Origin of the sequence: Margalitia sp. FSL K6-0131, from assembly GCF_038008735.1 — a bacterium.
Lineage (GTDB): Bacteria > Bacillota > Bacilli > Bacillales > Bacillaceae_C > Margalitia > Margalitia shackletonii.
In genome coordinates this window covers 4,949,112-4,976,093 of the sequence record NZ_JBBOZS010000001.1, presented here as the reverse complement: position 1 = coordinate 4,976,093, position 26,982 = coordinate 4,949,112, and the positions used below count along the sequence as shown (strand labels likewise).

Annotated in this window: 20 protein-coding genes and 1 pseudogene; 17 read left to right on the top strand and 4 right to left on the bottom strand. The window is 37.5% G+C overall.

Annotated features, from left to right (window positions below; all coding sequences use genetic code 11):
- Positions 1 to 159: 159 nt before the first annotated feature.
- Positions 160 to 1,518 carry an Nramp family divalent metal transporter gene (locus NSQ59_RS24385; RefSeq protein ID WP_055741818.1) on the top strand — a complete coding sequence of 453 codons (1,359 nt, stop codon included), beginning with the start codon at positions 160 to 162 and terminating at the stop codon, positions 1,516 to 1,518.
- A gap of 127 nt (positions 1,519 to 1,645) precedes the next feature.
- Here the strand turns inward: NSQ59_RS24385 and NSQ59_RS24380 are convergent, their stop codons facing one another.
- A complete protein-coding gene (locus tag NSQ59_RS24380) occupies positions 1,646 to 2,863 on the bottom strand; it encodes a Zn-dependent hydrolase (RefSeq protein ID WP_126649057.1) in 1,218 nt (405 codons plus the stop codon).
- Positions 2,864 to 3,045: 182 nt separating this feature from the next.
- Here NSQ59_RS24380 and NSQ59_RS24375 point away from each other — a divergent pair, with 182 nt between their 5' ends.
- From NSQ59_RS24375 to NSQ59_RS24360, 4 genes are all read left to right on the top strand, one after another.
- Positions 3,046 to 3,786, top strand: coding sequence for an SDR family NAD(P)-dependent oxidoreductase (locus NSQ59_RS24375; protein WP_055741820.1), 741 nt, complete (start codon positions 3,046 to 3,048; stop codon positions 3,784 to 3,786).
- Between the two features lie 374 nt (positions 3,787 to 4,160).
- Entirely contained in the window at positions 4,161 to 6,077 is a 1,917-nt protein-coding gene (locus NSQ59_RS24370; RefSeq protein WP_340832956.1) for a PTS mannitol transporter subunit IICBA, read from the top strand.
- 146 nt (positions 6,078 to 6,223) lie between these two features.
- The gene (locus NSQ59_RS24365; protein WP_340832955.1) at positions 6,224 to 8,311 is read left to right on the top strand and encodes a BglG family transcription antiterminator; all 2,088 of its coding nucleotides are present in this window, start codon (positions 6,224 to 6,226) and stop codon (positions 8,309 to 8,311) included.
- Positions 8,312 to 8,316: 5 nt separating this feature from the next.
- Positions 8,317 to 9,459, top strand: a complete 1,143-nt coding sequence (locus tag NSQ59_RS24360) for a mannitol-1-phosphate 5-dehydrogenase (protein ID WP_340832954.1) — start codon at positions 8,317 to 8,319, stop codon at positions 9,457 to 9,459.
- A gap of 100 nt (positions 9,460 to 9,559) precedes the next feature.
- Here NSQ59_RS24360 and NSQ59_RS24355 read toward each other — a convergent pair.
- Positions 9,560 to 10,067 (bottom strand): annotated as a pseudogene (locus NSQ59_RS24355) (DUF2179 domain-containing protein).
- A 139-nt stretch (positions 10,068 to 10,206) separates the two neighbouring features.
- A complete protein-coding gene (locus NSQ59_RS24350; protein ID WP_055741824.1) occupies positions 10,207 to 11,118 on the bottom strand; it encodes a LysR family transcriptional regulator in 912 nt (303 codons plus the stop codon).
- 168 nt (positions 11,119 to 11,286) lie between these two features.
- Between NSQ59_RS24350 and NSQ59_RS24345 the strand changes: the two genes are divergently transcribed.
- The 12 genes from NSQ59_RS24345 (at position 11,287) to NSQ59_RS24290 (ending at position 23,211) form a co-directional block, all read left to right on the top strand.
- Positions 11,287 to 12,534 (top strand): cation:dicarboxylate symporter family transporter, encoded by a 1,248-nt coding sequence (locus NSQ59_RS24345; RefSeq protein WP_055741825.1) that lies wholly within the window; start codon positions 11,287 to 11,289, stop codon positions 12,532 to 12,534.
- 240 nt (positions 12,535 to 12,774) lie between these two features.
- Complete coding sequence (locus NSQ59_RS24340; protein ID WP_340832953.1) at positions 12,775 to 14,007, top strand: hypothetical protein; 1,233 nt, start codon at positions 12,775 to 12,777, stop codon at positions 14,005 to 14,007.
- 120 nt (positions 14,008 to 14,127) lie between these two features.
- Positions 14,128 to 14,373: a DUF2164 domain-containing protein gene (locus NSQ59_RS24335; protein ID WP_055741827.1), complete on the top strand. Its 246-nt coding sequence runs from the start codon at positions 14,128 to 14,130 to the stop codon at positions 14,371 to 14,373.
- A 770-nt stretch (positions 14,374 to 15,143) separates the two neighbouring features.
- Positions 15,144 to 15,563: a GNAT family N-acetyltransferase gene (locus NSQ59_RS24330; protein WP_055741829.1), complete on the top strand. Its 420-nt coding sequence runs from the start codon at positions 15,144 to 15,146 to the stop codon at positions 15,561 to 15,563.
- Positions 15,564 to 15,596: 33 nt separating this feature from the next.
- Positions 15,597 to 15,806, top strand: a complete 210-nt coding sequence (locus NSQ59_RS24325; RefSeq protein ID WP_340832952.1) for a hypothetical protein — start codon at positions 15,597 to 15,599, stop codon at positions 15,804 to 15,806.
- On the top strand, positions 15,807 to 16,166 hold the full coding sequence (locus NSQ59_RS24320; protein WP_340833200.1) for a GNAT family N-acetyltransferase: 360 nt from the start codon (positions 15,807 to 15,809) through the stop codon (positions 16,164 to 16,166).
- A 308-nt stretch (positions 16,167 to 16,474) separates the two neighbouring features.
- On the top strand, positions 16,475 to 16,918 hold the full coding sequence (locus NSQ59_RS24315) for a hypothetical protein (RefSeq protein ID WP_340832951.1): 444 nt from the start codon (positions 16,475 to 16,477) through the stop codon (positions 16,916 to 16,918).
- Positions 16,919 to 16,998: 80 nt separating this feature from the next.
- Positions 16,999 to 17,832, top strand: coding sequence for an alpha/beta fold hydrolase (locus tag NSQ59_RS24310; protein WP_340832950.1), 834 nt, complete (start codon positions 16,999 to 17,001; stop codon positions 17,830 to 17,832).
- Positions 17,833 to 18,589: 757 nt separating this feature from the next.
- Positions 18,590 to 18,892 (top strand): hypothetical protein, encoded by a 303-nt coding sequence (locus NSQ59_RS24305; RefSeq protein WP_055741833.1) that lies wholly within the window; start codon positions 18,590 to 18,592, stop codon positions 18,890 to 18,892.
- A 76-nt stretch (positions 18,893 to 18,968) separates the two neighbouring features.
- On the top strand, positions 18,969 to 20,798 hold the full coding sequence (gene glmS / locus NSQ59_RS24300) for a glutamine--fructose-6-phosphate transaminase (isomerizing) (RefSeq protein ID WP_340832949.1): 1,830 nt from the start codon (positions 18,969 to 18,971) through the stop codon (positions 20,796 to 20,798).
- A 566-nt stretch (positions 20,799 to 21,364) separates the two neighbouring features.
- Complete coding sequence (locus NSQ59_RS24295; RefSeq protein WP_163258647.1) at positions 21,365 to 21,538, top strand: hypothetical protein; 174 nt, start codon at positions 21,365 to 21,367, stop codon at positions 21,536 to 21,538.
- Between the two features lie 623 nt (positions 21,539 to 22,161).
- The gene (locus tag NSQ59_RS24290; RefSeq protein ID WP_340832948.1) at positions 22,162 to 23,211 is read left to right on the top strand and encodes a 2,3-butanediol dehydrogenase; all 1,050 of its coding nucleotides are present in this window, start codon (positions 22,162 to 22,164) and stop codon (positions 23,209 to 23,211) included.
- 903 nt (positions 23,212 to 24,114) lie between these two features.
- Here NSQ59_RS24290 and pbp4b read toward each other — a convergent pair.
- Positions 24,115 to 26,811, bottom strand: coding sequence for a penicillin binding protein PBP4B (gene pbp4b, locus NSQ59_RS24285; RefSeq protein WP_340832947.1), 2,697 nt, complete (start codon positions 26,809 to 26,811; stop codon positions 24,115 to 24,117).
- Positions 26,812 to 26,982 lie beyond the last annotated feature (171 nt).

Here is a 26,982-nt window from a genome sequence, read left to right as displayed (position 1 = left end):
CTTAATAACAAAAAGTTGCACAAAGGAAAAATTTATTTACAAGGCAAATAAATAGTGATATGATTTTGATATACAAATGATCGAAATAAATTTTTTTAGACTAATTTTTGCGCGAGGGAAAATTATTTTTCCTCGTCCAAATAAGGAGGAGGAGCTACGGTGGGCATTCAACTTGAACGAACAAATGAAGAACGTGGATGGTTAAAAAGAAGTTCTAGTGTAAGTCTGGAAGAAGTAAACAATTCGGTGAAAATACCTAAAAAGGCAGGTACTTGGCGGAAATTTCTTGCCTTCGTTGGACCGGGATCATTGGTGGCTGTTGGATATGTTGACCCGGGCAACTGGGCAACCTCCATTGCTGGCGGTGCACGTTTCGGCTATACGTTGTTATCTGTCATATTAATATCCAATTTAATGGCTATATTACTTCAAGCTTTATCAGCGAAACTCGGGGTTGTAACAGGAAGAGACTTGGCACAAGCGACTCGGGATGCAACAGGGAAAAAGACAGCGTTCTGTCTCTGGATATTATCTGAGCTTGCCATTATCGCAACGGATTTGGCAGAGGTCATCGGTTCGGCTATAGCCTTAAATTTATTATTTGGTATTCCTTTGTTAATCGGTATTTTAATTACTACTCTGGATGTAGTGCTCTTATTGCTGTTACAGCAGAAAGGATTCCGAATTATTGAGTCCATTGTGATTGTATTGATGACAACAATTTTTGCTGTTTTTGCATATGAAGTGATTATTTCCAAACCAGAAGTGTCCTCTTTATTAAGTGGCTATATACCAAAGCCGGAGATTGTAACGAATCCGCAAATGCTATTTATTTCACTAGGTATTTTAGGGGCGACTGTTATGCCTCATAATCTTTATTTACACTCTTCCATCGTCCAAACAAGGCAGTATAAACGTAATAGAGAGGGAAAGAGGGAGGCTCTTAAATTTTCATTATGGGATTCAGCTCTTTCGTTAACTGTAGCATTTTTGATTAACTCCGCTATCTTAATTCTTGGAGCAGCAGCATTCCATGGAAGTGGTGTAGATGTTTCGGAAATTGAAGCGGCTTATGAGATGCTGAGCCCGACTTTAGGTGTAGGGATTGCAAGTACCTTATTTGCTGTTGCACTGCTTGCATCCGGACAAAATTCAACCATTACTGGCACTCTGTCTGGACAAATCGTAATGGAAGGGTTTATGAATTTAAGAATCAGACCATGGCTGCGCCGCCTCATTACTAGATTATTAGCTGTTATACCGGCCTTTATTGTCACTTGGATAGCTGGCTCAAGAGGAACTGGGGAACTTCTTTTATGGAGTCAAGTGATTCTAAGCTTACAGCTCCCATTTGCGGTTGTACCATTGGTAGTGTTTACGAGTGACAAAAAGAAAATGGGTGAGTTTGCAAATAAAATGTGGGTAAAAGTTCTAGCTTGGCTATGCACAGCCGTCATTATTGTCTTGAATGTATTCTTGGTAGGTTATATCATCGTTACGGGTCATGATTTGGGATAACAAACAAAAGTGGCATGCACAATCTATTAAACTAGCTGTGCATGCCATTTTTCCATCCCGCATGTCACGTATCTACCGGTGATGTACAGTTAAGCACTGGTTGGGCTAGACATCAAGTGAAATGGAACTATCTCTGGTCTAACTTGGAAAGTGTAAGCAACATTGTTTCGGCACCGATTTTTACATCTTCCTTTGAGGTGAACTCCTTAGGATTGTGACTAATGCCGTCTTGGGAACGAACAAAAATCATTCCTATTGGAAAGCTGTCTTTAAATTGCATTCCATCATGACCAGCGCCACTTGGCAGAGAAATAACAGGAAAGCCAAGTTCAGCGATACTCTCTTGAATAGTTTCTTGAATGGTACTAGAACATAATACAGGAGCAATTTTTTGAAGTTCCACAATAGACATATGTATTCCGCGTTCTTCCACAACCTTTGATGCGTAGTCCCTGATTTCCTTTTCTAACTGGTCAAGTATTTCTTCGTTAATATCCCGAATGTCAATCGTGAATTCCACGCTTCCCGGAATGACATTAACACCACCTGGAGTAAGGGATAACGTCCCAACTGTTGCTACTGCATGTTCATATTTCTTAGCCAATTTCTCCGTTTCTGAAATAATCAAACTGGCAGCAACCAAAGGGTCCTTCCGTTGGTTCATTGGTGTTGCTCCAGCATGCTCTGCTTCACCTTTTAAAGAAAACTTCAGCCATAGTGGCCCAGCAATACCCGTTACAACTCCAACAGGAACATTCTCCTTCTCTAAAACTTTCCCTTGTTCGATATGTAATTCTAAGTAAAGCTTTATATTATCCATTTTAGCCTCTTGAATTTTGTTCGGATCATATCCATGCATCACCATGGCATCGTGTACAGATATGCCATTTGCATCTTTCCATTGTAAATGATCCGCTTTCAGATTACCTGCTACGGCTAGGCTTCCAATCATACCAAATCCAAATCTGGAACCTTCTTCATCTTTAAAAGCAATCACCTTTACCGGATGGTTTAATTTAATATTTTGTTCTTGAAGGGACTGTAACACCTCAATAGCTGTTAATACTCCAAGACTTCCATCAAATTTACCACCATTTGGTACTGTATCAATATGTGATCCCAATAGGATAGTGGGGAGATTATCTGCCCCAGGTAAAGTTCCTATTAAATTTCCGATAGAATCATAGGTAACTTGCAGTCCAGCTTCTTGCATGTAGTGTTTGACTTTTTCATACGCCTCTTTTTCAATGTCTGTATAAGCAAAACGGGTAACACCATTATCGGAAGTTTGCCCGATGAGTGAAAGTTCTTGAATTCTTGTCCAAAGACGATCGGAATTTACCATTAATCTTTTCTCCCCTGCATTATTATACATTTATTATACATAATTATTAGTTTTATGAAACTCTAGGTTATTAATAACGAGTTAGGTTTTTTATGTAAAAAAAGATAGAAAAATTTAATTACTGGAAGTTTTAAAGGTAAAATAGGTATAGCAAATTATTTTAGAAAAGGGGAAGAATTTCCATGAACTTTTCGGGTAAAGTCGTAGTAGTTACAGGTGCAGGAAATGGGATTGGAAAGACGGTCGCCATTGAATATGCGAAGAAAGGTGCAAAAGTGGTAGTTGCGGAGGTAGAACGAGAAGCTGGACAGCGAACGTCTGATCAAATCAATCAAGATGGTGGCAATGCTATTTTTATCAAAACAGATGTAAGAAATCCTGAGGAAATTGAAGATTTATTTTCTGCTGCAGCCAGGGAATGTGGAAGCGTTGATATTGTCATTAATAATGCTGGTGTGTCCAGATGGAAGGACCCACTAGAGTTAACAGTGGAGGAGTGGGATGACATTATTAATACAAATCTTCGCAGTGTCTTCTTATGTACGCGTGAGGCAGCAAAATATATGAAAAACGGCGGTGCGGTCGTGAATATCGCGTCGACACGTGCTTTAATGTCTGAGCCTAATTCAGAAGGCTATGCAGCGACAAAAGGTGGTATTGTCGCACTAACACATGCTATGGCTGTTTCATTAGGTGAAAAAGGAATTCGTGTGAATGCAATCAGTCCGGGTTGGATAGAAACGAATAACTATGCGCAATTAAGCGCCGTTGATCATGCCCAGCACCCTGCAAAACGAGTTGGAAAACCATTAGATATTGCAAAAGGCTGCTTTTATTTAACAGATCCGGAAAATGACTTTGTCACTGGCCAAAATATTGTCATTGATGGTGGAATGACCATTAAGATGATTTATGAAGAATAAATTAAAAAAGTGAATGATCAAAAAATCTAGAGGATTGCATCTCTAGATTTTTTTTATAGAGATTAATAGTGAAATCAAAATTAATCGCAGACACTCTAATAATTTTTTAATCTTATTGGAAGTAAAAGTTGTCAAATTGGTGTGTCTATTGTGAGTGGACCAATTGGCGGATTGTCCGTTTGTGGTGAAATTTAAAGTGCGAATTTCACTCGGTGCCCGACACCATATAGTGATTGTGAATGATTGCGCATTTTTTGAGAAACAATAGTTTTGTCAAAGTTTGTGCGACAAAGTTAGGTTTCCTTTTTGTTGAAGGTGGTGTTTTAGTGTCATAACATTATTAATGTACTATCTTAATGAAAGGAAGAGAGCGAATGGCTCAATCAAATATAAAAGTAGCGGTTCAAAAGTTTGGTAACTTTTTGAGCTCTATGGTTATGCCTAATATTTCTGCTTTCATTGCTTGGGGTCTGATTACAGCATTCTTTATTCCTACTGGTTTCACTCCAAATGAAAGCCTTGCCAAAATGGTTAGTCCGATACTTACCTATCTGCTGCCACTACTAATTGGTTATATAGGCGGTAAGCTCGTTCATGATCAACGTGGTGCCGTTGTCGGTGCAATTGCCACAATGGGGGTTATTGTAGGGGAACCGACAGTTCCAATGTTCCTTGGTGCAATGATCATGGGACCACTTGGCGGTTATGTAATCAAGAAATTCGATCAATTAATCGAAGGAAAAATTAAAGCCGGTTTTGAAATGCTTGTTAACAACTTCTCCGGTGGTATTTTAGGTGGGGCTTTAGCTATCCTCGCATTCTGGGCGATCGGTCCTGCGGTAAAGGTGTTAACAGGATGGCTGGTTAATGGTGTAGATTGGCTTGTAGCAACAAATCTTTTACCTTTAACAAGTATCATAATCGAACCTGCCAAAATCTTGTTCTTAAACAACGCTATTAATCATGGTGTATTATCACCAATTGGTATTGAACAAGCGAAAACTGCAGGTAAATCTGTTCTATTCTTACTTGAAGCAAATCCTGGACCAGGTATTGGTCTATTGTTAGCATATTGTATATTTGGAAAAGGAACAGCCAAAAGATCTGCACCAGGTGCTGCCCTTATTCAATTCTTTGGGGGTATTCATGAAATTTACTTCCCATATGTACTAATGCGTCCGATGTTATTCATCGCTGTTATCCTTGGTGGTATGAGTGGGGTATTAACATTAGTTCTTTTAGGCGGCGGTTTATTAGCTCCAGCATCACCAGGAAGTATTATTGCTGTTCTAGCAGTTACTCCACATAGTGCAGGCGCTTATATTGCTAACATTGCAGGGGTTCTTGTAGCGGCTATTGTATCCTTTGTTGTTTCAGCCTTTATTCTAAAAACAGGTAAACAAAAGGATGAAGATATTGAAGAAGCAGCAAGAAAAATGCAAGAAATGAAAGGCAAAAAAAGCTCTGTTGCAGGTGTATTTGCGGAAAACAACGGAAAAATGCCTGAGCACGTAAGCAAGATTGTATTTGCCTGTGATGCAGGAATGGGATCCAGTGCAATGGGAGCATCCCTTCTTCGTAAAAAGGTAAAAGAAGCGGGATTAAATATAAATGTAACGAATACAGCTATTAGCAACTTGCCTTCTGATGCACAAATTGTTGTGACGCAGGAAGAATTAACGCCTAGAGCGAAAAATAAACTTCCAAACGCTTATCATGTATCGGTAGATAATTTCTTATCAAGTCCGGAATATGATAAATTAATTGATCAGCTAAAAAATGGCGATACTAACGAATTAAACGAGGTTGTAGAGGACGCAGAAGCAAATGCTCCGAGTCCTGAAGATACGCCTGATAGCAATGACGGATTGTTATTAGAAAAAAATATCTTCCTAAATCAACAATTCGCAAATAAGGAAGAAGCAATTCGCTTTGCAGGTAGAGCATTAGTGGAATCTGGATACGTGAAGGAAAGCTATATTGAAGCAATGATTGCTCGCGATGCGATGACTTCTACGTATATGGGAAATGATGTAGCCATTCCACATGGTACAGAAGAAGCGAAAAAAGATGTACTTCAATCAGGATTCACCGTATTGCAAGTACCAAATGGCGTTGATTTTGATGGCAATAAAGTACGTTTGATTTTCGGTATTGCGGGAAAGGATGGCACACATCTAGAAATCCTATCTGGAATCGCAGTTACTTGTTCCGATATGGAAAATATCGAGAAAATGGTTGCCGCCAAATCAGCAAAAGAAATCATGGATATTATCAACGACAAAAAATAATGACCTTACAGCATAGAAAAGCGCAGGTACCCTGTCGCTTTTCTATTCATTTGGGTGTCAGGCACCATTCATGGACAAATTGCGAAACTGTCCGCTTGGAGTGGACATCTAGTTAAAAAATAGATTTCCTGAAATGAGGGTGTGGAATGTTTATTACCTCAAGGGAAAAAGCAATCATCGAATTGATTATCAAAACATCCGGGAAACACACCGCTTTTTCTATTGCGACATTTTTAAATGTAAGTGTGCGAACGATTCAACGTGATTTAAAAACAATCGAAAAAATATTAGAATATTTCCACCTTCAATTAGTGAGAAATTCAAATGAAGGTTTGGTTATTGAAGGGAAAAATCAACAAATTTTTCGTTTAGTTCAGCATCTTACCGGCAGTCATCCTGTGGACCAAACACCTCAGGAAAGGAAACTGTTGTTGCTTTTAACATTGTTGAAAGATGTGGAATCCTTTAAAATTCAAGCTTTAGCAACAGAATTAGGAGTCAGTGTTACAACTTTGACTATCTATCTCGATGAATTAACGGAGTGGCTGAAAAATTTTAATCTTGAACTCACCCGAAAACGTGGTGTTGGGGTTGAATTTCATGGAACAGAAGAAAATAAGCGCAAAGCACTAGCAAGTTACTTTTTGCTTTATTTTAATGAAGATATGATTGAAAGCTTATTTTTATTAGAAAAAGGAAAGAGCACACAGGAGAAAATTTTATATTATCTTGATCCAATGTATTTATTGGAAATAGACAGGATTGTAAATGATACGTTAATTAACCGTCACTCGCGGCTGGCTGACAGTGATTATATCGGACTAATTATCCAAATATGCATTACGGTGCAAAGGATAAAAGACGGTTTTCTAATGCAAAGTGAGAGCAGTTTTTTCAATGAACATTCAGAGGAATACATCCTGATGGAGAAAATTTGCCAGACGGTGGAAGAATCTCTGTCCCTTCAGTTTACATATGCTGACATACGCTTTTTAGCATCTATTTTAAAAGGGTCCAAGCTACAGGAAGTAGAAACTGTTCCGTATGACAGTGTAGTGTTGGGGCAAATGATTAAAAATATGATCCAATATGTATCTACCCAACTTCATGTTGATTTAACAAGGGATTTTTCCCTGTTTCAGGGACTCGTTTCCCATCTGGAGCCGTCGCTTTTTCGAATTAAGCAGAATATGGGGCTATTCAACCCATTAACCGAAGAGATAAAACGAAAATACCCGGTTCTGTTTCTTGCCGTAAAAAATAGTGTTGTAAAAGAATTTAAAGATATTGAGGATTTTCCTGAGGATGAAATTGCTTTTATTGTACTTCATTTTGGATCTGCTCTGGTACTGCGGGAAGAAGAAATGAAGATTAAAGCAGTAGTGGTTTGTCCAACTGGTATTGGTACCTCGAAAATGCTTGCGAGCCGAATAAAGAAAGAGATACTGGAAATTGATTCGGTTGAAATTAAATCGATAAAGGAAATTCAAAGCCAGGAGAGCTTACAATCATTTGATGTCGTTATTTCCACCGTCCGGCTTCCATTTATTCGTACGGAATATATCTTGGTGAATCCTCTCTTAAGTGATGAAGATATATCTGCAATCAGAAGCTTTTTGCAAAAAAATATCGGGAACTTAACCAAAAATAAAAAATACACGGGTAAAACGGGTCCACTAGTATCAAGAAAAGCAAATCCAACACTATCGGACTTATTGCAAGAATTAAAGGATATTGAATCAAGTATCGAATCGATTATCCAGCATTTTCGTATCTATCGTAACCTCAGACAGGATGGATACAAAGATACGATGAGAGAAATGCTAAGAATTGCAGAAATGGAAAATCTCATTGGTAATGTTGAAAATGTAATGGAAACATTGCTAGATAGAGAAGAAAAAGGCGGTCTCGGAATCCCTGATACTGGAATGGGACTTTTCCATTGTCGGAGTAAACATGTGCATCAGCTCCTGTTTCAGATTTCCCATTTAGATAAGCCTTTTATGGTAAAAGGAATGGATGGGAATGAGATGCCCATGAAAAATCTTTTGCTAATGCTGGCTCCCGAGAATTTAAGCACGAGGGAACAAGAAATCATCAGTTTGCTTAGTACAAGTTTAATCGAATCAAAAGAATCTATCATGATTTTTTCATCAGGAAATGAAGATGCTGTTCGCGAAAAGCTGGAATCTATCTTTTTAGAGTATCTTCAAACAAATTGGATAAAGGAATGATTGAAATGAAACAAGTAGTACATTTTGGTGCTGGGAACATAGGAAGAGGATTTATTGGTGCTCTTTTTTCACAATCTGGTTATCATGTAACTTTTGTAGATATTGCCGATCAAGTTATTGATCAGTTGAATGAAAAAGGGCAATATCAGGTAAAATTAGCGACTGACGCGCAGGAATCCATGACCATTACAAATGTTTCTGGTTTAAATAATATGAAGCAAGAAAACGAAGTAGTCGAAGCTATTAAAAATGCAACCTTTTTAACTACCGCAATTGGTCCAACCATTCTGCCGAGAATTGCTCCTTTAATTGCAAAAGGTTTAGCAGAAAGAGTAAAATCAATGGATGAAAAATTGTATGTAATTGCCTGTGAAAATCAAATTTCAGCAACGGACTTGTTGAAGGGTTATATATTAGAAAGCCTTGATGAAGACACAAAAGCGACATTAGAAGGAAAAGTGTACTTTTTCAATTCTGCAGTAGACCGTATTGTACCGATTCAAAACAACAATGGTTCATTGGATGTATTGGTAGAACCATATTATGAATGGGTAGTGGAAACAACAGAAGATATTCCTCCTGTTGAGGGAATGAAAATTGTCGCGGATCTTGCTCCGTTTATTGAACGGAAACTATTTACAGTTAATACTGGTCATGCTGTCATTGCGTATCTTGGATACTTAGGCAATAAAGCCACTATTGATCAAACACTTGCAGATGAAGAAATAGAAAGACAAGTAAAAGCGACACTAGGCGAAACAGGTGCTTATTTGATTAAGCAATACGACTTAAGTTCAGAAGAACATCAACAATATATTGATAAAATTATTCATCGCTTTAAAAATGCTTACTTAAATGATGCAGTAACAAGGGTGGGCCGCTCGCCAATCCGCAAGCTTGGACCAAACGACCGCCTTGTCCGCCCGGCAACGGAAGCTCAGAAAGCAGGGCTTTCCTACACAAATCTTGCCAGAGCAATTGCCTCTGCATTGCTCTTTGATTTTAAGGAAGATGAAGAAGCTGTAAAATTACAACAAATGATTAGCGAATATGGTGTTCAGCACGCATTGAAAGAAGTAAGCGGGCTTGCTGAAAATAATGAGATTACGAAAGAAGTTTTACGTCATTACGAACAGTTGAAAAAGTAATATTTTTGTCAGGACACATGGGGATTCATTTCTTCATGTGTTTTTGTATTCTATGAACCTGGGAGGTGTGGGAATTTCTGATTTCCATTCCCCGATAAAACTATTTAATCCTATCCAACAAATATCCACCTTTAAATTTCCTTGGTTCATAAGAAATAATAAAAGCTCTCGGTTCAAAATGTTCAATCGTAGCGAATAATTCGTTTTCTCTATTTCTTTTAGTTAAGATTTCTAATCTATACCTTTCACTGTCTCGTCCTTCACCGGAATAAACCGTAACACCGAATCCATTTCGACGTAATGTATCTATGAGATCGTTGTTTTTCGATTGTGTATTTACAGTAACATTAATAAATCCTATTGCCAGTTTCTGTTCAATTTTCGTTCCAAGTATAATTCCGATGCCAAAACCAACGGAATAGACAACCATGGCAAGGAGGTTTTTATCCCCGCCAAAAACCAAGGAAAGCCCGAATACATATATCAACATTTCTACAATCCCAAGTATGGACGCCAATATGGTGACATTTTTCACAAGAAAAATGGTTCGCAGTGTGTAGATAGGGACATATCAGTTGCAACAGTAATATTAAGAAGATATTTAACAATGATTTACACCTCTGTTTTAATGGGTCTCCTATTGTTCTTTTCCTTTCTCAGCTCTTTTATTCCTCTACCCATTAAAACAAGTATAAAAACGTATCGGAAAAAAGTAGGACCTCACCTAGGAGGTCATCTTTATAAGTCTTAATCAAACTCTTGCTGTCTTGAAAGTATCGAGTAGTACCGTATCACAAAATCATAAAATAATTTTTCCGAAGGCGATAAGTCACGGTTTTTTGGGCTAATGATTCCGACGGTTCTCCGAATTTCAGGCTGTGTAACTCGTTTCACTAATGTATCATTAGGGATATTATCCAAAAGAGTGATTTCTGGTAATAATGTAACTGCCATCCCCGATGAAACTAAGCCTTTAATGGCATCTAAATCTTCTCCTTCATAAGGTATTTTCGGCCGAAAACCTGATTGGAGGCATGCATCCTCTGCAATTTTACGAAGAATATATCCTTTTGGAAAGAAGACAAATGATTCATTTTCTAACTGGCGTAGGACGATGCTTTCTGCGGCTGCCAAAGGATGCTCTTTGGGTAATAGAGCGACAAAATACTCCATAAATAAAATGTCAGTATGGATATCAGGATCATGGGTTGGGACAGGACCGATAAAGGCAAGGTCAATTTCTCTTCTTTTAATTCCCTCTATTAAATAATCATACGAACCCTGTCTTAAATGAAAACGGACATCTTGATGCTCTTTTTTAAAAGCGTTAATAATCTGCGGTAGTGTATTACTAGCTAAACTTGAGGGGAAACCGATTCTGATGGAGCCTCGTTCTGGATCCAAATATTCATTAATTAATTGTTTAGCATCACCAAGAGCATTAATCGCAATGGAAGCTTTTTCTGCGAACATTCTTCCAATATAGGTTAATTTGATATTTCTCCCTTCCCTTTCAAAAAGCTGAACTCCTAGCTCCTCTTCTAAATTGGAAATTTGCCTGCTTACTGCGGATTGTGCAATGTGTAAGTTATCTGCTGCAAGAGACATATGCTCTTTTCTGGCAACCTCTAAAAAGTATAGCAATTGTCTTAATTCCATAAGTTTCCCTTCTATCTCGATTTGATATAAATTATATGTTAATTATATATTGTTAATATGATTAATTAAATATATTATAGTAATATAGAAATAAAAGCCCTTTCATTATGAAAAGACCAGTATTTTATCCCTCTCTACGTGAAAACTAGTGTAAAGGAGAATCACAGCATGAAAAAACTCAGCTTAGGTTGGCAAATTCTAATTGGACTTGCTCTTGGTATTGTAATTGGGGCAATTTTTTTTGAGAATCCAACTTTACCAAAGATATTAAAGCCAGTTGGCGATATATTTCTTCGATTAATTAAAATGATTGTGGTACCGATCGTTGTATCAAGTTTGATCATTGGGGTATCCGGTGTCGGAGATATGAAGTCTCTTGGGAAAATCGGGGGAAAAACCATTCTCTATTTTGAAATAATTACAACAATTGCGATAGTTGTAGGTTTACTTGCTGCAAACATCTTTCATCCAGGTACAGGAGTAGATAGAACTCATTTAGCAAAAACAGATATTTCTAGTTATGTAAGCACAACAGAATCGACCAAGAGTCATTCTTTCATAGATACTATTGTTAATATTGTACCTGCAAACCCAATTCAGGCTCTAGCAAATGGCGATATGTTAGCAATCATCTTTTTCTCTGTTCTTTTTGGATTAGGAGTTGCTGCTATTGGGGAAAGAGGAAAACCTGTCATAGACTTCTTTAAAGGTGTGGCAGATTCGATGTTCTACGTAACGAACCAGGTAATGAAAGTAGCGCCAATCGGTGTATTTGCCTTAATTGGTGTTACAGTATCGACATTCGGGCTATCATCCTTATTCCCGCTTGTTAAATTAGTTGCCGTTGTGTACGGTTCTATGATCTTTTTCATTATAGTCGTATTGGGAATCGTAGCCAGAATTGCAAAAGTCAACATCTTTAAGTTTTTACGATATTTAAAAGATGAGTTAATCTTGGGCTACTCCACATCAAGTTCTGAAACAGTACTTCCAAGAATTATGGAGAAAATGGAGAAGCTTGGATGTCCAAAAGCCATTACATCGTTTGTAATCCCGGCTGGGTATTCATTTAACCTAGATGGATCCACGCTTTATCAATCCATTGCTGCTCTATTTATCGCCCAAATTTATGGAATTCATATGAGTATTGGACACCAAATCACACTGGTACTGGTCTTGATGATTACTTCTAAAGGAATTGCGGGCGTTCCAGGAGTTTCATTCGTCGTACTGCTTGCAACATTAGGAAGTGTTGGTCTCCCTGTTGAAGGCCTCGCATTAATTGCAGGAATTGACCGAATTCTGGACATGGCTCGTACAGCAGTTAATATAGTAGGGAACTCCCTTGCAGCGATTGTCATCTCAAAATGGGAAGGGCATAAAGTTTTAGATAAAGTGGAAAGTCAGGTGGAATAAAGCAACTGGTCTTTCGTACCCAATAAAAAGCATTTGGTGGGATGAAGGATAGGTTCCTCATCCCGGTATAAAAAGTTGAAACGCTTGGAGTAGTGCATTATTCCAAGCGTTTTATAATGGAATAAAGGACTTGAAATAGTTCTGAAAACGAATTGGATATTAAATGGGAATACTTCTTCGTTTGATTAGGGATAATATTACTTGATAACGGTTTAAAATTTATCCCGCGAGGTAGAAATGTTGAAAAAGTCCTTCCCAAATCAATTGCGCCGCCCAAAGGCTTATCTTTCTCCATTCTTAGTAAATTATATTGTAGAACGTAATCCTTGGAATATTGTTTGGTGGTCTGCCGCCTTTCCAGGTGCTGGTCATATGCTTCTGTGCAAATATTTTTCTGGGATATTGCTGATGTTTTGGGAGATTGTTATTAACGTCAAGGCCCATATCAATGAGGCTATATACTATTCTATGATTGGAAAGTTCGAGCTTGCTAAAATGACGATTGATACCAGGTGGTTTCTTCTATATTCGGCTGTTTTTGTCTTTGCTATGTGGGATTGTTACAGTATCACAATTGATTTAAATAAATATGCTCGATTAGCTAATCGTTCCGAATCGAGAATTAGGCCATTTAAAATTAGTGCAATAGAAGTAAATTTCCTTGATTATCGAAATCCATGGAATGGGGCTTTTTGGTCCTTTTTTAGTCCAGGATTAGGTTCCATTTATAGCAATAGGCTTCCAACAGGTTTTTTTATTCTCATTTGTTTTATTTTTACGGCGTATAAATCGAATGTATTACCTGCTATTCAATTGACGTTTTTAGGAAAGAAAGAACTGGCAGGTTCTATCATTGATATTCAATGGTTTTTAAATTTGCCATCCATTTTACTTTTTAGTATAAGCAGTTCTTATGAAGATATATTCATTACCAATAAATTATTCAAACTAGAACAATCCAGATTTTTAAAGGAGAATTATCAGCCGGAACATTTTAAAATGCCCCAAAAGACTAAAAAGAGGGATTTTATGCATATCATTTTAACCTTTCGACATAATGCCTTATTAGAACTTGCATTGAGTGATTTGGAACTACGGGGAATACCAAGGGAAAATATTTTCGTTGCTTCTTTAGAAAAATTCTCCCCGAAATTTCATAAGGTTCGAAAAAATCATAAGGAAGGTGCCAGTAAATACGAATTGTCGTTTTTCTTGGGAGCTATTTTTATGCTTCTTGGTGGTATATATGGCTTTATATGGACTTGGGGCCCTATTCTATGGTCACTGATTGGATTGATATTCGGAGCCCTTTTAGGTGTTATTATTTCCCTTATTATTTATCGAAGCAAATGGTTTCAAAAGGAGATGCCTACAGAGGTTGTTCTGATCATAGAATGTGAAACTAATCAATCAGAGCTTGTTGAAGGAATCTTATGGGACCACAACGCACTTGGTGTAACGAAAACATCGTGACTCGGCATACTGCCGGGTTTTTCTTCTATATGTACATATTACTTTGAAAAAATAAAGGCTTTATTTGTTAGGTAAACGATAGTATAGTACAACTAATAAATTTTGAAGGAGTGTATTATTTTGTTTCTCAAACTGACCAAAGAACAAAGGCAAATGATGATAGCAGATATTCAAGACTTTTTTTTACAAGAAAGAGATGAAGAAATAACAGAGTTTGCAGCTGAATCTGTATTAAACTTCTTTAAAGAGTCACTTGCACCGCATTTTTATAATGCAGCTATTCAAGACGCTAAACATGTAGTTGAGCAACAGTTTTTATCGCTGGAAGAGGAAATCGTAACACTCGAGCGACCGGTAAGGAAATAGCAAGGTATTCGTTTGAATGACCAGATTAGGAAGTATTTGCTTGAAGATGTCTTTCATAAGCGGGATGAAGGACAGTGCGGCGGAAAAGCTGAGTCAAGATGACCTTCATGAGTAGGATGAAGGACAGTGCGGCGGAAAAGCTGAGTCAAGATGACCTTCATGAGTAGGATGAAGGACAGTGCGGCGGAAAAGCTGAGTCAAGATGACCTTCATAAGTAGGATGAAGGACAGTGCGACGGAAAAACTAAGTCAAGATGACCTTCATGAGTAGGATGAAGGACAGTGCGGCGGAAAAGCTGAGTCAAAATGACCTTCATAAGCAGGATGAAGGACGGAGTGGCGGAAAAACTGAGTCAAAATGACCTTCATGAGTAGGATGAAAGACAGTGAGGCGGAAAAACTTGGTCGAGATGACCTTCATAAGCGAGATGAAGGACAATGAGGCGAAAAAATTATGTCGAGCATTAGAGGGAGTCAAAAGGCCAAGTCATGAGGAAAAAAGAAGCAGGATGTCCTTTAGAGGAAATAAAAAGGACAAACCACGTGTAAAAAAGAAACAGGATGTCCTTTACAGGGAATCTCAAGGAAAATTCACAAGGAAAAAAGAAGGGTATCCATAATAAACTAAACAACAAGACGTAGAAAAAAATACCTCTAACTGTCCGTAACAAAAAGAGGAAAGACGAGAAATGTGATTCCTACATGCATTTCAAATGAAAATAAGCAAAAGGAAAATTGACAAGATTATTAAAGTTAAGGTGTGGAGAAATATGGGGTATATTTTAAAAAACGGTGAAACGATTAGCTTCCGGCCATATGAAGAAGAAGATTTTCCATATATCCATCAATTAAACATGCAAGAGCAATGGAATAATCTTGTTGAAAAAAAGGAAGATACAATGCAGGCTTGGAGTAAATCAAATGTGAAGTTTGTTGCCTGTATTAATAACCAAATCATAGGTTATATTAGGGGAATCACGGATGAACACATCACTTTATATGTTTGTGAACTATTGATAACCAAGAAATACCAGGGGTTTGGAATAGGTACCAGCTTATTGAGATATGTTCATCAACATTATCCAAAAACTCGTATTGATCTGCTGGCTTCGAAAACTTCAGTTACATACTATGAAAATATCAAGTTTAGAAGCTTTTTTGGTTTCAGAAAAACTTTCAGAGAGTGGTAAGCTGCAGAATTTCGTATATTAGGTGGGATACTATTGAAAAAAATAAAGTTAGTTCCACATAAAGTAGAGTACGCGGAACAAATGTCTCAATTGTCTTCAGCGTCTCAAGTGAAAGAAGCTCTCGGATTAAGTGATAAACAGACATCACTTGTAGGAACTATTGATTTTATACGATTCATACAAGTTGAAGAAAAGAGCGGCAAGCAATATTCCAGAGTAATTATGAATGAAGATGAGAAGTAAATTGGGGTTATCACCCTAAAGGAACTAGATTCCGAGAAGAAAACAAGCCATATTGGAACTTGGATTGGCAGCCCGTATTGGGGACAAGGTTATAATCAATTGGTAAAAGCCGAGATGCTTTATATTGCATTTCATCATTTAGGCCTTGAATATGTTTTTGCAGAAGCCAGAAAAGTAAATATTCGCTCCCAAAAAGCACAAATAAAGCTACCGTATATGAGTATTGGTGTAGAGAAAGAGTTTCCGAAAGAACATAGAAAATTAGAGAACCAAGAAGGGGTACCGTGTGTATTAAATGTTGTAAGGAAAAATCATTTTATAGATTGGTATGAAAATTATTACTCAAGCTTTTTTTATTGAAATAAACTCCCCCATCTCTATTGATTTCAAGGAGATGGGGGAATTTTATTCGAAAGCCACTCTAATATTCAACTCCATTCTTACCCGCAGTACTTCACCCCCATTTCCATAAAAAATAATAGCAGCAGAATTTCTAAAAATAATTGTAGATGTTTTTAGCGTATTTAAACTATTTATAGTGTGAAATGGATAATTATGTTAAAGTAAAGATGAGTTCTGAATCGATTATTTTGGAAAATTAGAAGGTACTCAACATTAAGTGAGCTTTCATTTAGGTTTTTTTAAAACGGAAAGGGGAAAAGGGAAGAATGCGAGAAACCAGTAATCTTAAACTAAATGTTTATTTACTGCTTGCAATCATACCGTTGTCCGCACTGGGATATTATTTTGCTGTTCAAAAAGAAGAGCTTTTTTTCTTGTATGAATGGTTGCTTGCTGCGTTGGTTATTGTTTCAGTACTATTATCCATTAAAAATATTGTATCCATCAAAAATGAAAAAAAGTGGATTGCTGTTTCTATATTAGCTTTTTTACTCCAATTTTCCGTACTTGGATTATTTTTAGAACCGCTAACACATTATTGGGTGATTTATCTGTACTATGTTGTTGCAGTCCTTTCCGTTGCTATTTTTATCATAACGATGGGGAAAAGCAAAAGACTTAAGATGGTTCCGATCGTTTTTACAATATTAACAGCTCTTTTTACATTCTATATGCTGTTTTTAAATGCAATGTGGGGAAATGGATTTTGAGTTTTAACTGACATACGTTCAATAGGCGCATTTTCCTGTCTCTTGCAGCAATATGGAGAATGAAAGGAGTTTTTTTTCTCATGTGGATTCAACGATATATTGAAACGGACAGAGGAATATTTGAGATTTTTGTAAAAGGTGAGGGTGAACCGATGGCCGTCACCCATCTTTATAGTGCTTTTAATGAGCGGGGGAACACATTTGCAAATCCTTTTACAAAACTATATAAAGTTTACCTAATTAATCTTAAGGGAGCAGGTAACTCCGTAAAAGCAAATAATAATCATGAATACAGTATGGAAGAATCCATTCGAGATTTAGAGGCTATTCGTGACGCGATTGGGCTGGATCAATGGGCATTCGCAGGCCATTCTGCAGGAGGAATGCTTGCATTAAAATATGCTATTATTTGTCCTCAATCTTTAACAAAAATTATTGCTGGCGGAGCAGCGTCCAGCTATGAATACGGTGCAGACCCGGATTCCATTTACTGTTCTAAAAATCCAAATTTCAATCACATAGTAGAAATTATGGACCAATTAAATGATCCAGCAACACCGATTGAAATGCGAAGAAAACTTAGTTATGAATGGGCTTTAATGTCATTTTACTCAGAGGAAAAGCTAAAGGACGCGTTGAAAAAGCCAAACAGCGGAAAAACTGTTGGAGAACGGTTAAATTATTTTAGAAAAGTAGAGTATCCCACATTTGATATAAGAGAAGAGTTGAAACATGTAACTGTACCCAGCTATATCTATTCGGGAAAATATGACTCTCAATGTCCAATGAAATACGGTATCGAAATAGCAGAGTTAATGCCAAATGCGTCTTTTACTATTTTTGAAGAAAGTAATCATAACCCCTTTTCGGAGGAAGAAGAGAAATTTCAGGAATTTGTAAAGAGTACTTGTTAAGAGTGTATAGATGAAGGGAATTTTCTTGCTTTTTCAATAGACATATGAAAGAAATGTAAAAGCTATTCCAATCCATTTACATGGAAGGAATTATATAAATTGTTTCTATTAGATGTAATAATTTCGGTGCAGTTCATATTGTAAATATCTCTTCAAGATTAATACTCGGATGGAACACACTTATCCCTCTAATCATCTTTATTATTAAATTTGTATGGAATGTTACCACAAAAGGCCTAATCTATCTTTTGTACGATTCTTGATTTTATCCTTTTACGCTAAATAAAAATTCCACTTTGATCGATAATAAAGAAAAACTGAATAAATGGGATGATGTCCCTGAATAGCTGATGCGGTCTTTCCTAAATAGAAGATCGTTTTTTTTGTATGAAAAAGCAGATTGCTAACATAAGAATGTAAAAATATTGAAACCATTCTTATTCAATATCGTAAAAAAGGGGAGTGTGTAATGAAGACCCCTTTGTCGTTTGGAAAGGTTATGTTTACGAAATTAGTGATGAATTGTAAAAGAAGCGGATGAAGAAATAGTCAAGGTAACAAAGTATTCTGATCAGGAAGGAACATACAACGGAAATTTCTCCAATAAATATAAAAAGGGAACGAAGTATTATTCGATTAAAGGGATAGGTACGGATGAAGCTATTGCCATTCAAGACAGGATGGCTGGTTTCGAAAAGCCATCAGAGATGGAAAATATGGTGAGAAATAATGGATAAAAAATTTGGGGAGTGTTGAAATGTTGGAAGACACTGCAAGAGAATTGAGAAATATTAGAATCACGCTTGTGATTTTGACAATTATTCTTTTGTTTTCGGGTGGAGAACGTACAGTACATGTTGATAATTTAAATGGCTCTGAGCAAATATTTCCTCATTTTTCCTATAGTAATATGGTAGATTTAGGAGATGGAAACTTTGGGGTATTAACTGGTGATGCTACCTCTAGTGGGAGTGAAATGGTGAAAGTCTATTATTATGACAAAAAGGAAAATAAAATTATTTTCAAAACAGAGGCGTCATTGGATGAGTTGCAGCAATAATTTATTTATTGCCATCAGGTTCGGGGAATATGTTATCCTATATAATAAATTTACCATCTGAATTTGAGGTGAGACAATGAGTGGAATCGTTGGTTACATAGGGAAATCTTCAGCAGAGTCCATTCTTTTAGACTGTTTGACTCATTTAGATTATCGGGGCTACGATTCTGCAGGTATAGCCATTTCTAATCAGGAAAAAATTGAGATCAGAAAAGAGATTGGCAGAATTGAAGATTTAAAAACATTGCTGGAAATGGAGCCTATTACAGGAGGCAATATTGGAATTGGTCATACAAGATGGGCTTCACATGGATCGCCAACCATCTCCAATGCCCATCCTTTAAGTGATGATCAATCTCAGTTTTTTGTAGTGCATAATGGAATCATTGAAAATTATCGGCAATTGAAAAATGAGTTAATCACAAAGGGTCATGTATTTTGTACAGATACGGATACAGAAGTAATCCCGCATCTGCTTGTACAACATGATACCGGGAATTTTGAAGAAACAGTCCGAAAAGTATTACCTTTGTTAAAGGGCTCCTTTGCACTTGCGATAATGTCTAAACATCAACCTGATACAATTATTGGGATATCCCAGGAAAATCCATTAATCATCGGATTTGGACAGAACGAAGCATTTTTATCCTCCGATATTTCGGCGCTGCTTTCCTATGCGAAAGAAATATATCCTATCAAAAATGGAGAAATAGCCATTTTAAAAGCAAATGAAATCAAAGTGCAAACCATTGAGGGAGAAAGCATAAAACCTGAAAAAAGAATCATCGAATGGACGGAAGATGATTTTAGCCTCCAAGGGTATGAGCATTATATGCTGAAGGAAATTATGGAACAGCCCAAGGCGATAAAAAATACGTTGGAGGGGCGGCTGACGGAAAACGGAGTGAATATTCCGGAACTGGAGCCTTTTTTAAAGGAAAGTTTTGAGTATCGAAAAATTGATATCGTAGCGAATGGAACTTCTTATCATTCAGGCATGATTGGAAAAAAAGTGATGGAAACGTTGCTGGACATTCCTGTTGAAGTTTCTATTTCATCTGAATTTCGCTATGAGCATGGACCCCTCAGTGAAAAAAATTTGGTTATCGTCATCAGTCAGTCCGGTGAAACAGCTGATACATTGTCTGCTTTAAGAGAAGCAAAACAATATGGCTGCAAGACGATAGCAATAACAAATAAAAGGCGAGGCAATATCGCTCGCAAAGCGGACTATACGATATGTACGAATGCCGGACCAGAACTAGCCGTTCCAGCCACAAAAGCATATACAACGCAGATAACCGCTTTATACCTTTTAGCCATTGCCTTAACGGAGAAAACAAAAGGTCATGGGCTAGACAGAATCCCGGAAATGTTGAAAGAATTGCACCAGCTACCGGAAGAAGTGGAAAAAACGCTTATCATGACACAGGATGCTATAGACCAATTTGCACAGGTGACAGAGGATCAAGACCGTCTATTTTTAATTGGACGCGGACTTGATTATGTTCTCGCATTAGAAGGGGCGCTTAAGCTTCAAGAAGTCGCCTATTTACATGCAGATGCCTATGCAGCGGGAGAGATGAAACACGGAACGATGGCCTTGATTACTCCGGGTGTTCCTGTGATTGCACTTTCCACCCAAAAGCATCTACGTGATAAAACCATCAGCAACATAAAGGAAATCAAAGCCCGTGATGCCTTTGTAGTTGGCGTCACAACTATTGGGGATGATGATGTCAGTGAAATCGTCGACGAAGTGATGTATATACCTGAGGTTCATCCGTTCTTGATGCCAATCATTGCTGCCATACCTCTTCAATTATTGGCATATTATGCAGGAACTGTTCGTGGATATAACGTGGATAGACCAAGGAATTTGGCTAAAAGTTTGACAGTGGAGTGAGTGTTCATTCCGCTGTTTTTTTATTGTATTTTAATAAAAAGATTGGTCATTTAAAACAAAGTTCGATTTTTAAAATAAATATTGATTAGTATTAATAAAGTTTGATTAAAATTTTTCCTTTGACGAATGGGACCTCATTAATTTATTACCGCACGCACCAGAAGACAAATATGATTCGGAAATTAGTGACAAGGTTTATACCGATTGTTATATCTGTTGAATAACTAGCACAAGGAATACATAGGGTATTTGTAAATGGTTTGGAGCAGAATATTCGGATGAAATTTGTAATCCTGTTGCTCCAAAAATTGGGACTTTATTATTAAACTAAAAGGGCCTTTTAATTGAAGAAAAGTTTACGATTCCACAGCTATTATTAATGGTATAATTCCGTATATAAAAAAAGGCTGTATTCGCCGTTATTGTTGTTTATTTAATAGTAGTCTTTTTTTAGATTCACTCAACATGTTCGAATTCACACAAATAGTACAGAGCGCAACAAAGTTTACGCAGATATCCGAAAAACACAACCAAAAATCATTTTAATTTACCATCAGAGGTTATCAATGAAGTTATATACACTTAAAAAGCAATTCAATGGATATAAAAAAGGAACACAATTTTACTTGATTGCCGAATCAGAATTTATAGGAGTAAAAGAGTTTGTATTGAGAACGAAAGATTTAAAGAAAAGTATATCGGTCAACGAAAGTGAACTTCTTAAGTATTTTTACGAATAAATGCGAAGTAAATAGGAGGAATATCTAAGGAGTGAAAAATTGTAAAAGAAAAGGTAATATACATAGTACGAACATTTTTGCCATAAGTAACTAGATTTTTTTCAACCATAAGAAACGATTTAATGGATTAGAAAGTAGAATTGGGTCTCCATTTAGAGCCAAGTTAAGATTAAAAGACCGACAAACGCATACTAAGGGGTTCTTTTCTGGGGGACAAAGAACTAAAATAACATATGAAATCACAATAAATGTGCAAAGAAAAAAATGCATTTTTTATGAAAATCGCAGTTTTTTTACGTTATTGTGGATTTAAAATAAAGTCGCGATGTTTGTAAAAAAGATGCGATGTTTAAAACAAAGTCACGATGTTTATAAAAATGTTGCGAAGCTTCGCCCCTTTTGGCTAACCCTTTATCTAAATAAAGGGGTGTTTTTATCGTGAAAAGATTATTCCGTTAAAGGGCCATTTAATTGAAAGTGAAAGATCTATTAGAATGTAAATCCGAGTTAAATAAATAGCTCTTTGAGATTTGGTGTTAGAAAGTTTGAAAGATTTATTAATATTATATTATAATATTATTGTAAAAGGCTGCGTAGCCACATAGACATAGGAGATGAACAAGATGAAAGCATTAAGATGGCATAATGTTAAAGATTTAAGACTAGATAATATCGAAGAGCCTATTGTGAAAAAAGGAGAAGTAAAAATAAAAGTAGAGTGGTGTGGAATTTGTGGAAGTGATTTACATGAGTATACAGCAGGGCCAATTTTTATTCCATCAGAAACACCACACCCATTAACTGGGGATAAAGCTCCTATTGTTATGGGACATGAATTTTCTGGACAAGTTGTTGAAGTAGGCGAAGATGTAAAAAAAGTACAAGTTGGGGATCGTGTTACGGTTGAACCAATCTATTCTTGTGGCGAATGTGATGCTTGTAAACAAGGAAAATATAATCTTTGTGAGACAATGGGATTCTATGGTCTTGCAGGAGGCGGCGGTGGATTTTCTGAGTTCGCTTCGATTCCTGAACATATGATCCATAAACTTCCGGAAAATGTATCTTACGAACAAGGAGCACTTGTTGAACCGTCTGCTGTTGCCCTTCATGCTGTTAAACAAAGTAAAGTAAAAGTTGGAGATAAAGTAGCTGTATTTGGTACTGGTCCAATTGGTTTGTTAGTTATTGAAGCCCTAAAAGCTGCTGGTGCATCAGAAATTTATGCGGTTGAATTATCTGAGCAACGTAGGGAAAAGGCTGTTGAGCTAGGAGCTATTGGAGTTGATCCCAATAATGTTGATGCTGTAGAACAAATTCAAACACTTACAAATGGTGGAGTAGATGTTGCTTATGAAGTTACAGGGGTACCCCCAGTCTTAACTCAAGCTATCAACTCTACAAAGTTTAATGGAGAAACAATGATTGTTAGTATTTTTGAAAAAGAGGCTCCAATCCACCCACAAAATATCGCTTTGAGAGAGCGTACAGTATCAGGTATTATCGGCTACCGCGATGTATTTCCAGCTGTCATTAGGTTAATGGCACAAGGATACTTCCCTGCAGATAAACTAGTAACGAAACGTATCACTCTTGATGAAGTAATCGACGAAGGTTTCGAAGGTCTACTAAAGGAAAAGAATCACATAAAAATCTTAGTAAAAGCTGAATAATTTATTTGACCGGGATTCTCTAATACAAGGATTCTGGTAATCCGCAATTATAAGAGATTAAGATGTTTATTCCATTAAAGGGCGCGTTTGTGGAACAACATAGGTAGAAAATGATCAATCTTTTTTATAAAAACCAATCTTAAATCTGCTGAAAACTCATCCATTTTGATCAATCTTTTTTTCAAAATGGATGAGTTTTATTTATAGTAAAATGCTGGTTTGTGGGGTATATTTTATCAAAGTTAATTTCATAGCAACAGTTATTTATCAACTGTTTACCGTGTGATTATTAAACACCAACTACTCGGAAAAGCTGAATAGTTCAACCCTAAAATAGGTTGAATATCTGGTAGGCTCTTTTATAACTAAAATGTTGATTTTACCGTGTTTGAAAAATAAACGGATAAATTCCATTTAAATTTGGAAATACTCCTATTTCCTTAAAAATAAGGGAGGTTTTCCGTTTATCTTATCGAAATCCTTAGATTTTGTCCCATTTAGGGCAGTTAATCGGAATATTTCCGCTTATATCTACTTCTTAAGCCTCCCTTATATACAATAGTCGGAAAATCTCCGCCTATCAATTCTCATACCTTAACGAAAATCAACAATGAAAAATAATAGAGACTCTGATATAAAAAATGAACATAAAATCAGTAATCAAAATCGTAGAAAAATAGCATTGTACAACAGTTAATGTACAAGGTTAATTCAATGCTAAATCGGGTACGATTTTAATAATAAATTGCTTAGCATTAACAAAAACACCTACTCAAACAATACGAGTAAGTGTACGATTTACTTATTTTGTCCCCTTCAAGAGAGCCCGTTAAACGCATACAGTGTATCTACTAACGAAAAAAATAAACCGCTGCGGACTACCGAGCGGTTAATTATTACCTATTAATCCATCAATGCATCTATCAAAATATCAATCTCATTGCTCAATGCCCGCTTTGCCTCGGCCGTAATCTGATCAGCTAATCCTTGATTCTCAAGATGTTTCAAGAAATCCTTCGCACTCTTGATGGCCTGCGCACGGTGCCCTTTCCTGTATTGATCTTGTGACTGCTTCAAACTGTTGGTCAGCTGGACTTCTAATGAGCCATTCAAATCCCCTGTAGACGAATATTTTTCAATCAATTGGCCAATTGCATCGTAAACTTCCGGAACTGATACAGTCGTTGCCTCAGCAGGAGTGGAAGGTGCCGATTCACCGACACTATTGATGGATGTAACTTTATAAAAATATTTAGTTCCAGGTTGCAGGCCTGTGTCACTGAAAGAATTTGCCGTAACCGGAGAAACATTTATTTTCTCATAGGAGCCATCCGTTGAAGTGGAACGGTAGACATTGTAGCTGTCCGCCCCATTAACGCTATTCCAATTCAAGTCGATTGTCCTTGTGCCGGTTCCTTTTGCTGACACCGAAGCTGGGGCATCAGGGCTGTATTGCAGTTTTTCATCATTTAAAGCATTGTAAACAAGTCCGGAAATCGGTGCTAAATCGGCGAACGGATAATTCGAACCGGCAAAACCGTTCGGCGGGCTGACAACCGGTGAGTGCCTTAAATTGGTCAGGATGGTGATCGTCATATGATAAACCGGATCAATAACCGTCAACGTTCCGGTCCAGCCTTGGTGGCCATACGTACTGCGGCTCGGCCCCCAGTTAAAATAATAGTAGGCCGAGGAGCTCTTTGAATGAACACGCCATCCCAAGCCAATCGTGGACGAATCGACTTTTTTCGGATCGGGATCATATGGAGTTGTAAATTCGTCAGCCACTTCTTTCGTGAAAAATTGTGTTCCATTATAAATTCCGCCGTTAAGCATCAGCTGCGTCAATACGCCCATGTCGCCAACTGTGGAGAAGAGCCCGGCATGACCGGATACCCCGCCCATCGAATAAAAAGCCTTCTCATCGTGGACTTCCCCCTGCAGTGTATATTTGCGGATATTCACTGGAGTACCGTCCTCCATTTGTCCGAAGCTGATATTGCCATCCCTCGTGTTGCCGTTTAATTCTGTTGCGGCAATCTGCGATTTGGCAAAGCCTTTTTGGAGCGGATTGAAAACAGTGTGAGTTAAACCGAGTTTTTTGTAAATATTTTTTTCAACATACTGATCCAATGGCATTCCAGTAATCTGCTCAACCAACAAGCCTAGAATCATAAAGTCGACATCGCTGTAAGCAAAAGTGGTCCGCGGTGTGTACATCAGCGGGGTTTTGCAAATGATGTCAATGATTCCGGCACGGTTCGTCGGGTCATTGTTTTGATACCAAAGGGCTCCGGCAGAAGTTTTATTCGGGTATTCCGGGTCGGGAATCAATCCGCCGTAGTGGTGCAGAATATCCCGGATGGTGACCGTTTCTTTTCCAGTGCGCGGCGTTTTGTTGAGTCCGCCGGGTCCGCCAAGTGTCCACTTTCCGGTATAGACCGTGTAGCTGTCGCGATAATTTTCCCAACCTGGGAATGAACAAAGCGGCTGATCCAAATCAAGCTTGCCTTCAGAGACTAATTGCTGAATCGCATAGTTGGTTGCATACATTTTCGTATTCGAAGCTAAATCGTATAATGAGTTGACCGTTGCCGGTTCCCATTCCGATCGCGGCAGCAGCTGCGCCGGTTGATATTGCCCGTCTACAAGCGGTGTATCGTACTTTTTCAAATAACCATATGCCGATTCTTTGACAATTTTTCCGTCCTTCACGACGATGACGGCTGCAGATGGAAAGCCATCCTGAACCTGCTTGTTAATATAGTCATCAATTTTCGCCAGCTTTTCCGAGGAAAAACCAACTTCTTCCGGAGTTTTGGCATAGGATAATTGGTCATAGGCAACGTCTTGCTGCTTCATCAAAAACACCTGCCCATCCTTCGCGAGTGAGCCTACCTGAAACAATCTTTCAATGTAGCCAACTGACAAATAGTAGTTGCCGTTTTGCTTGAACCCGTCGACATCGTTAAAAACTAGTGCCGTGTATTCGTTCAGCATATTGCTTGTCACATTGGAGCCGATTCGGTTAGTATTCACGTTGATTTCAAAATAATCGCGGTCATGGTAAATCGTTAAAATGTCGGCGGTTCCAACTGCTGCCCCATCAAATTTATACGTATTCTTTCCGTATTTATACGTCAGATTTAAAAGATCTTTTAAATCCTCTACGGCTGCATAGGCCTTATTGTCTTTCTTCAGAATGATGGAGGGATCAATCAGCTGCGGTTCATTGTATACACGAGGGTCGCCGTCAAGTAACCAGATTTCGGCTGTGCCGTTCTTCAGTCTTACATACCGTTTATCTTTCGGAAATTTGCTGTCTTCTTTTGCCACAAGGCCTATGTAAGCATTGTCACGGGTGTCGGGGAAAGTAAAGGTCATTTTGAGTCCATAGTCATCCGTTGTTTTTTCGGAAACGGTTCCTGTAGCAGTGGACTCTAAAGGAAATGCTTCCAAATTTCCTTTATAAATGCCGGTCTTGTTGTGGTAGTGAACAATCAGTCGCGTGCTGGTCTTGGCAAAACTTGTGGCCGCGTGGAGCATGGACAACAACAAAACAATAATGGTGAGCAGTGAAAAATAGCCTTTCCTTTTCAACTAGCATTCCTCCTCTGAAAATATTTAAAGAATATGGTTTAATTTTACGAAACATAATTTTAAAAATAAAGAAAAAATTCCGAAATTAAATTTCAAATGCTTATAAAATATTGATATATAAAGGTTTTTTCAGTTGAGAATATTTTTGAAGGAGGTTAACGGAAAAATAGC

What these genes read in the sequence shown, in the direction of transcription:
- NSQ59_RS24330 (WP_055741829.1), top strand. Translation starts at nt 15,144, where the DNA reads ATGGGGTATATTTTAAAAAACGGTGAAACGATTAGCTTCCGGCCATAT.
- glmS (WP_340832949.1), top strand. Translation starts at nt 18,969, where the DNA reads ATGAGTGGAATCGTTGGTTACATAGGGAAATCTTCAGCAGAGTCCATT.
- NSQ59_RS24290 (WP_340832948.1), top strand. Translation starts at nt 22,162, where the DNA reads ATGAAAGCATTAAGATGGCATAATGTTAAAGATTTAAGACTAGATAAT.
- NSQ59_RS24375 (WP_055741820.1), top strand. Translation starts at nt 3,046, where the DNA reads ATGAACTTTTCGGGTAAAGTCGTAGTAGTTACAGGTGCAGGAAATGGG.
- NSQ59_RS24360 (WP_340832954.1), top strand. Translation starts at nt 8,317, where the DNA reads ATGAAACAAGTAGTACATTTTGGTGCTGGGAACATAGGAAGAGGATTT.
- NSQ59_RS24345 (WP_055741825.1), top strand. Translation starts at nt 11,287, where the DNA reads ATGAAAAAACTCAGCTTAGGTTGGCAAATTCTAATTGGACTTGCTCTT.
- NSQ59_RS24370 (WP_340832956.1), top strand. Translation starts at nt 4,161, where the DNA reads ATGGCTCAATCAAATATAAAAGTAGCGGTTCAAAAGTTTGGTAACTTT.
- NSQ59_RS24350 (WP_055741824.1), bottom strand. Translation starts at nt 11,118, where the DNA reads ATGGAATTAAGACAATTGCTATACTTTTTAGAGGTTGCCAGAAAAGAG.
- NSQ59_RS24310 (WP_340832950.1), top strand. Translation starts at nt 16,999, where the DNA reads ATGTGGATTCAACGATATATTGAAACGGACAGAGGAATATTTGAGATT.
- NSQ59_RS24380 (WP_126649057.1), bottom strand. Translation starts at nt 2,863, where the DNA reads ATGGTAAATTCCGATCGTCTTTGGACAAGAATTCAAGAACTTTCACTC.
- NSQ59_RS24295 (WP_163258647.1), top strand. Translation starts at nt 21,365, where the DNA reads ATGAAGTTATATACACTTAAAAAGCAATTCAATGGATATAAAAAAGGA.
- NSQ59_RS24315 (WP_340832951.1), top strand. Translation starts at nt 16,475, where the DNA reads ATGCGAGAAACCAGTAATCTTAAACTAAATGTTTATTTACTGCTTGCA.
- NSQ59_RS24365 (WP_340832955.1), top strand. Translation starts at nt 6,224, where the DNA reads ATGTTTATTACCTCAAGGGAAAAAGCAATCATCGAATTGATTATCAAA.
- NSQ59_RS24305 (WP_055741833.1), top strand. Translation starts at nt 18,590, where the DNA reads ATGTTGGAAGACACTGCAAGAGAATTGAGAAATATTAGAATCACGCTT.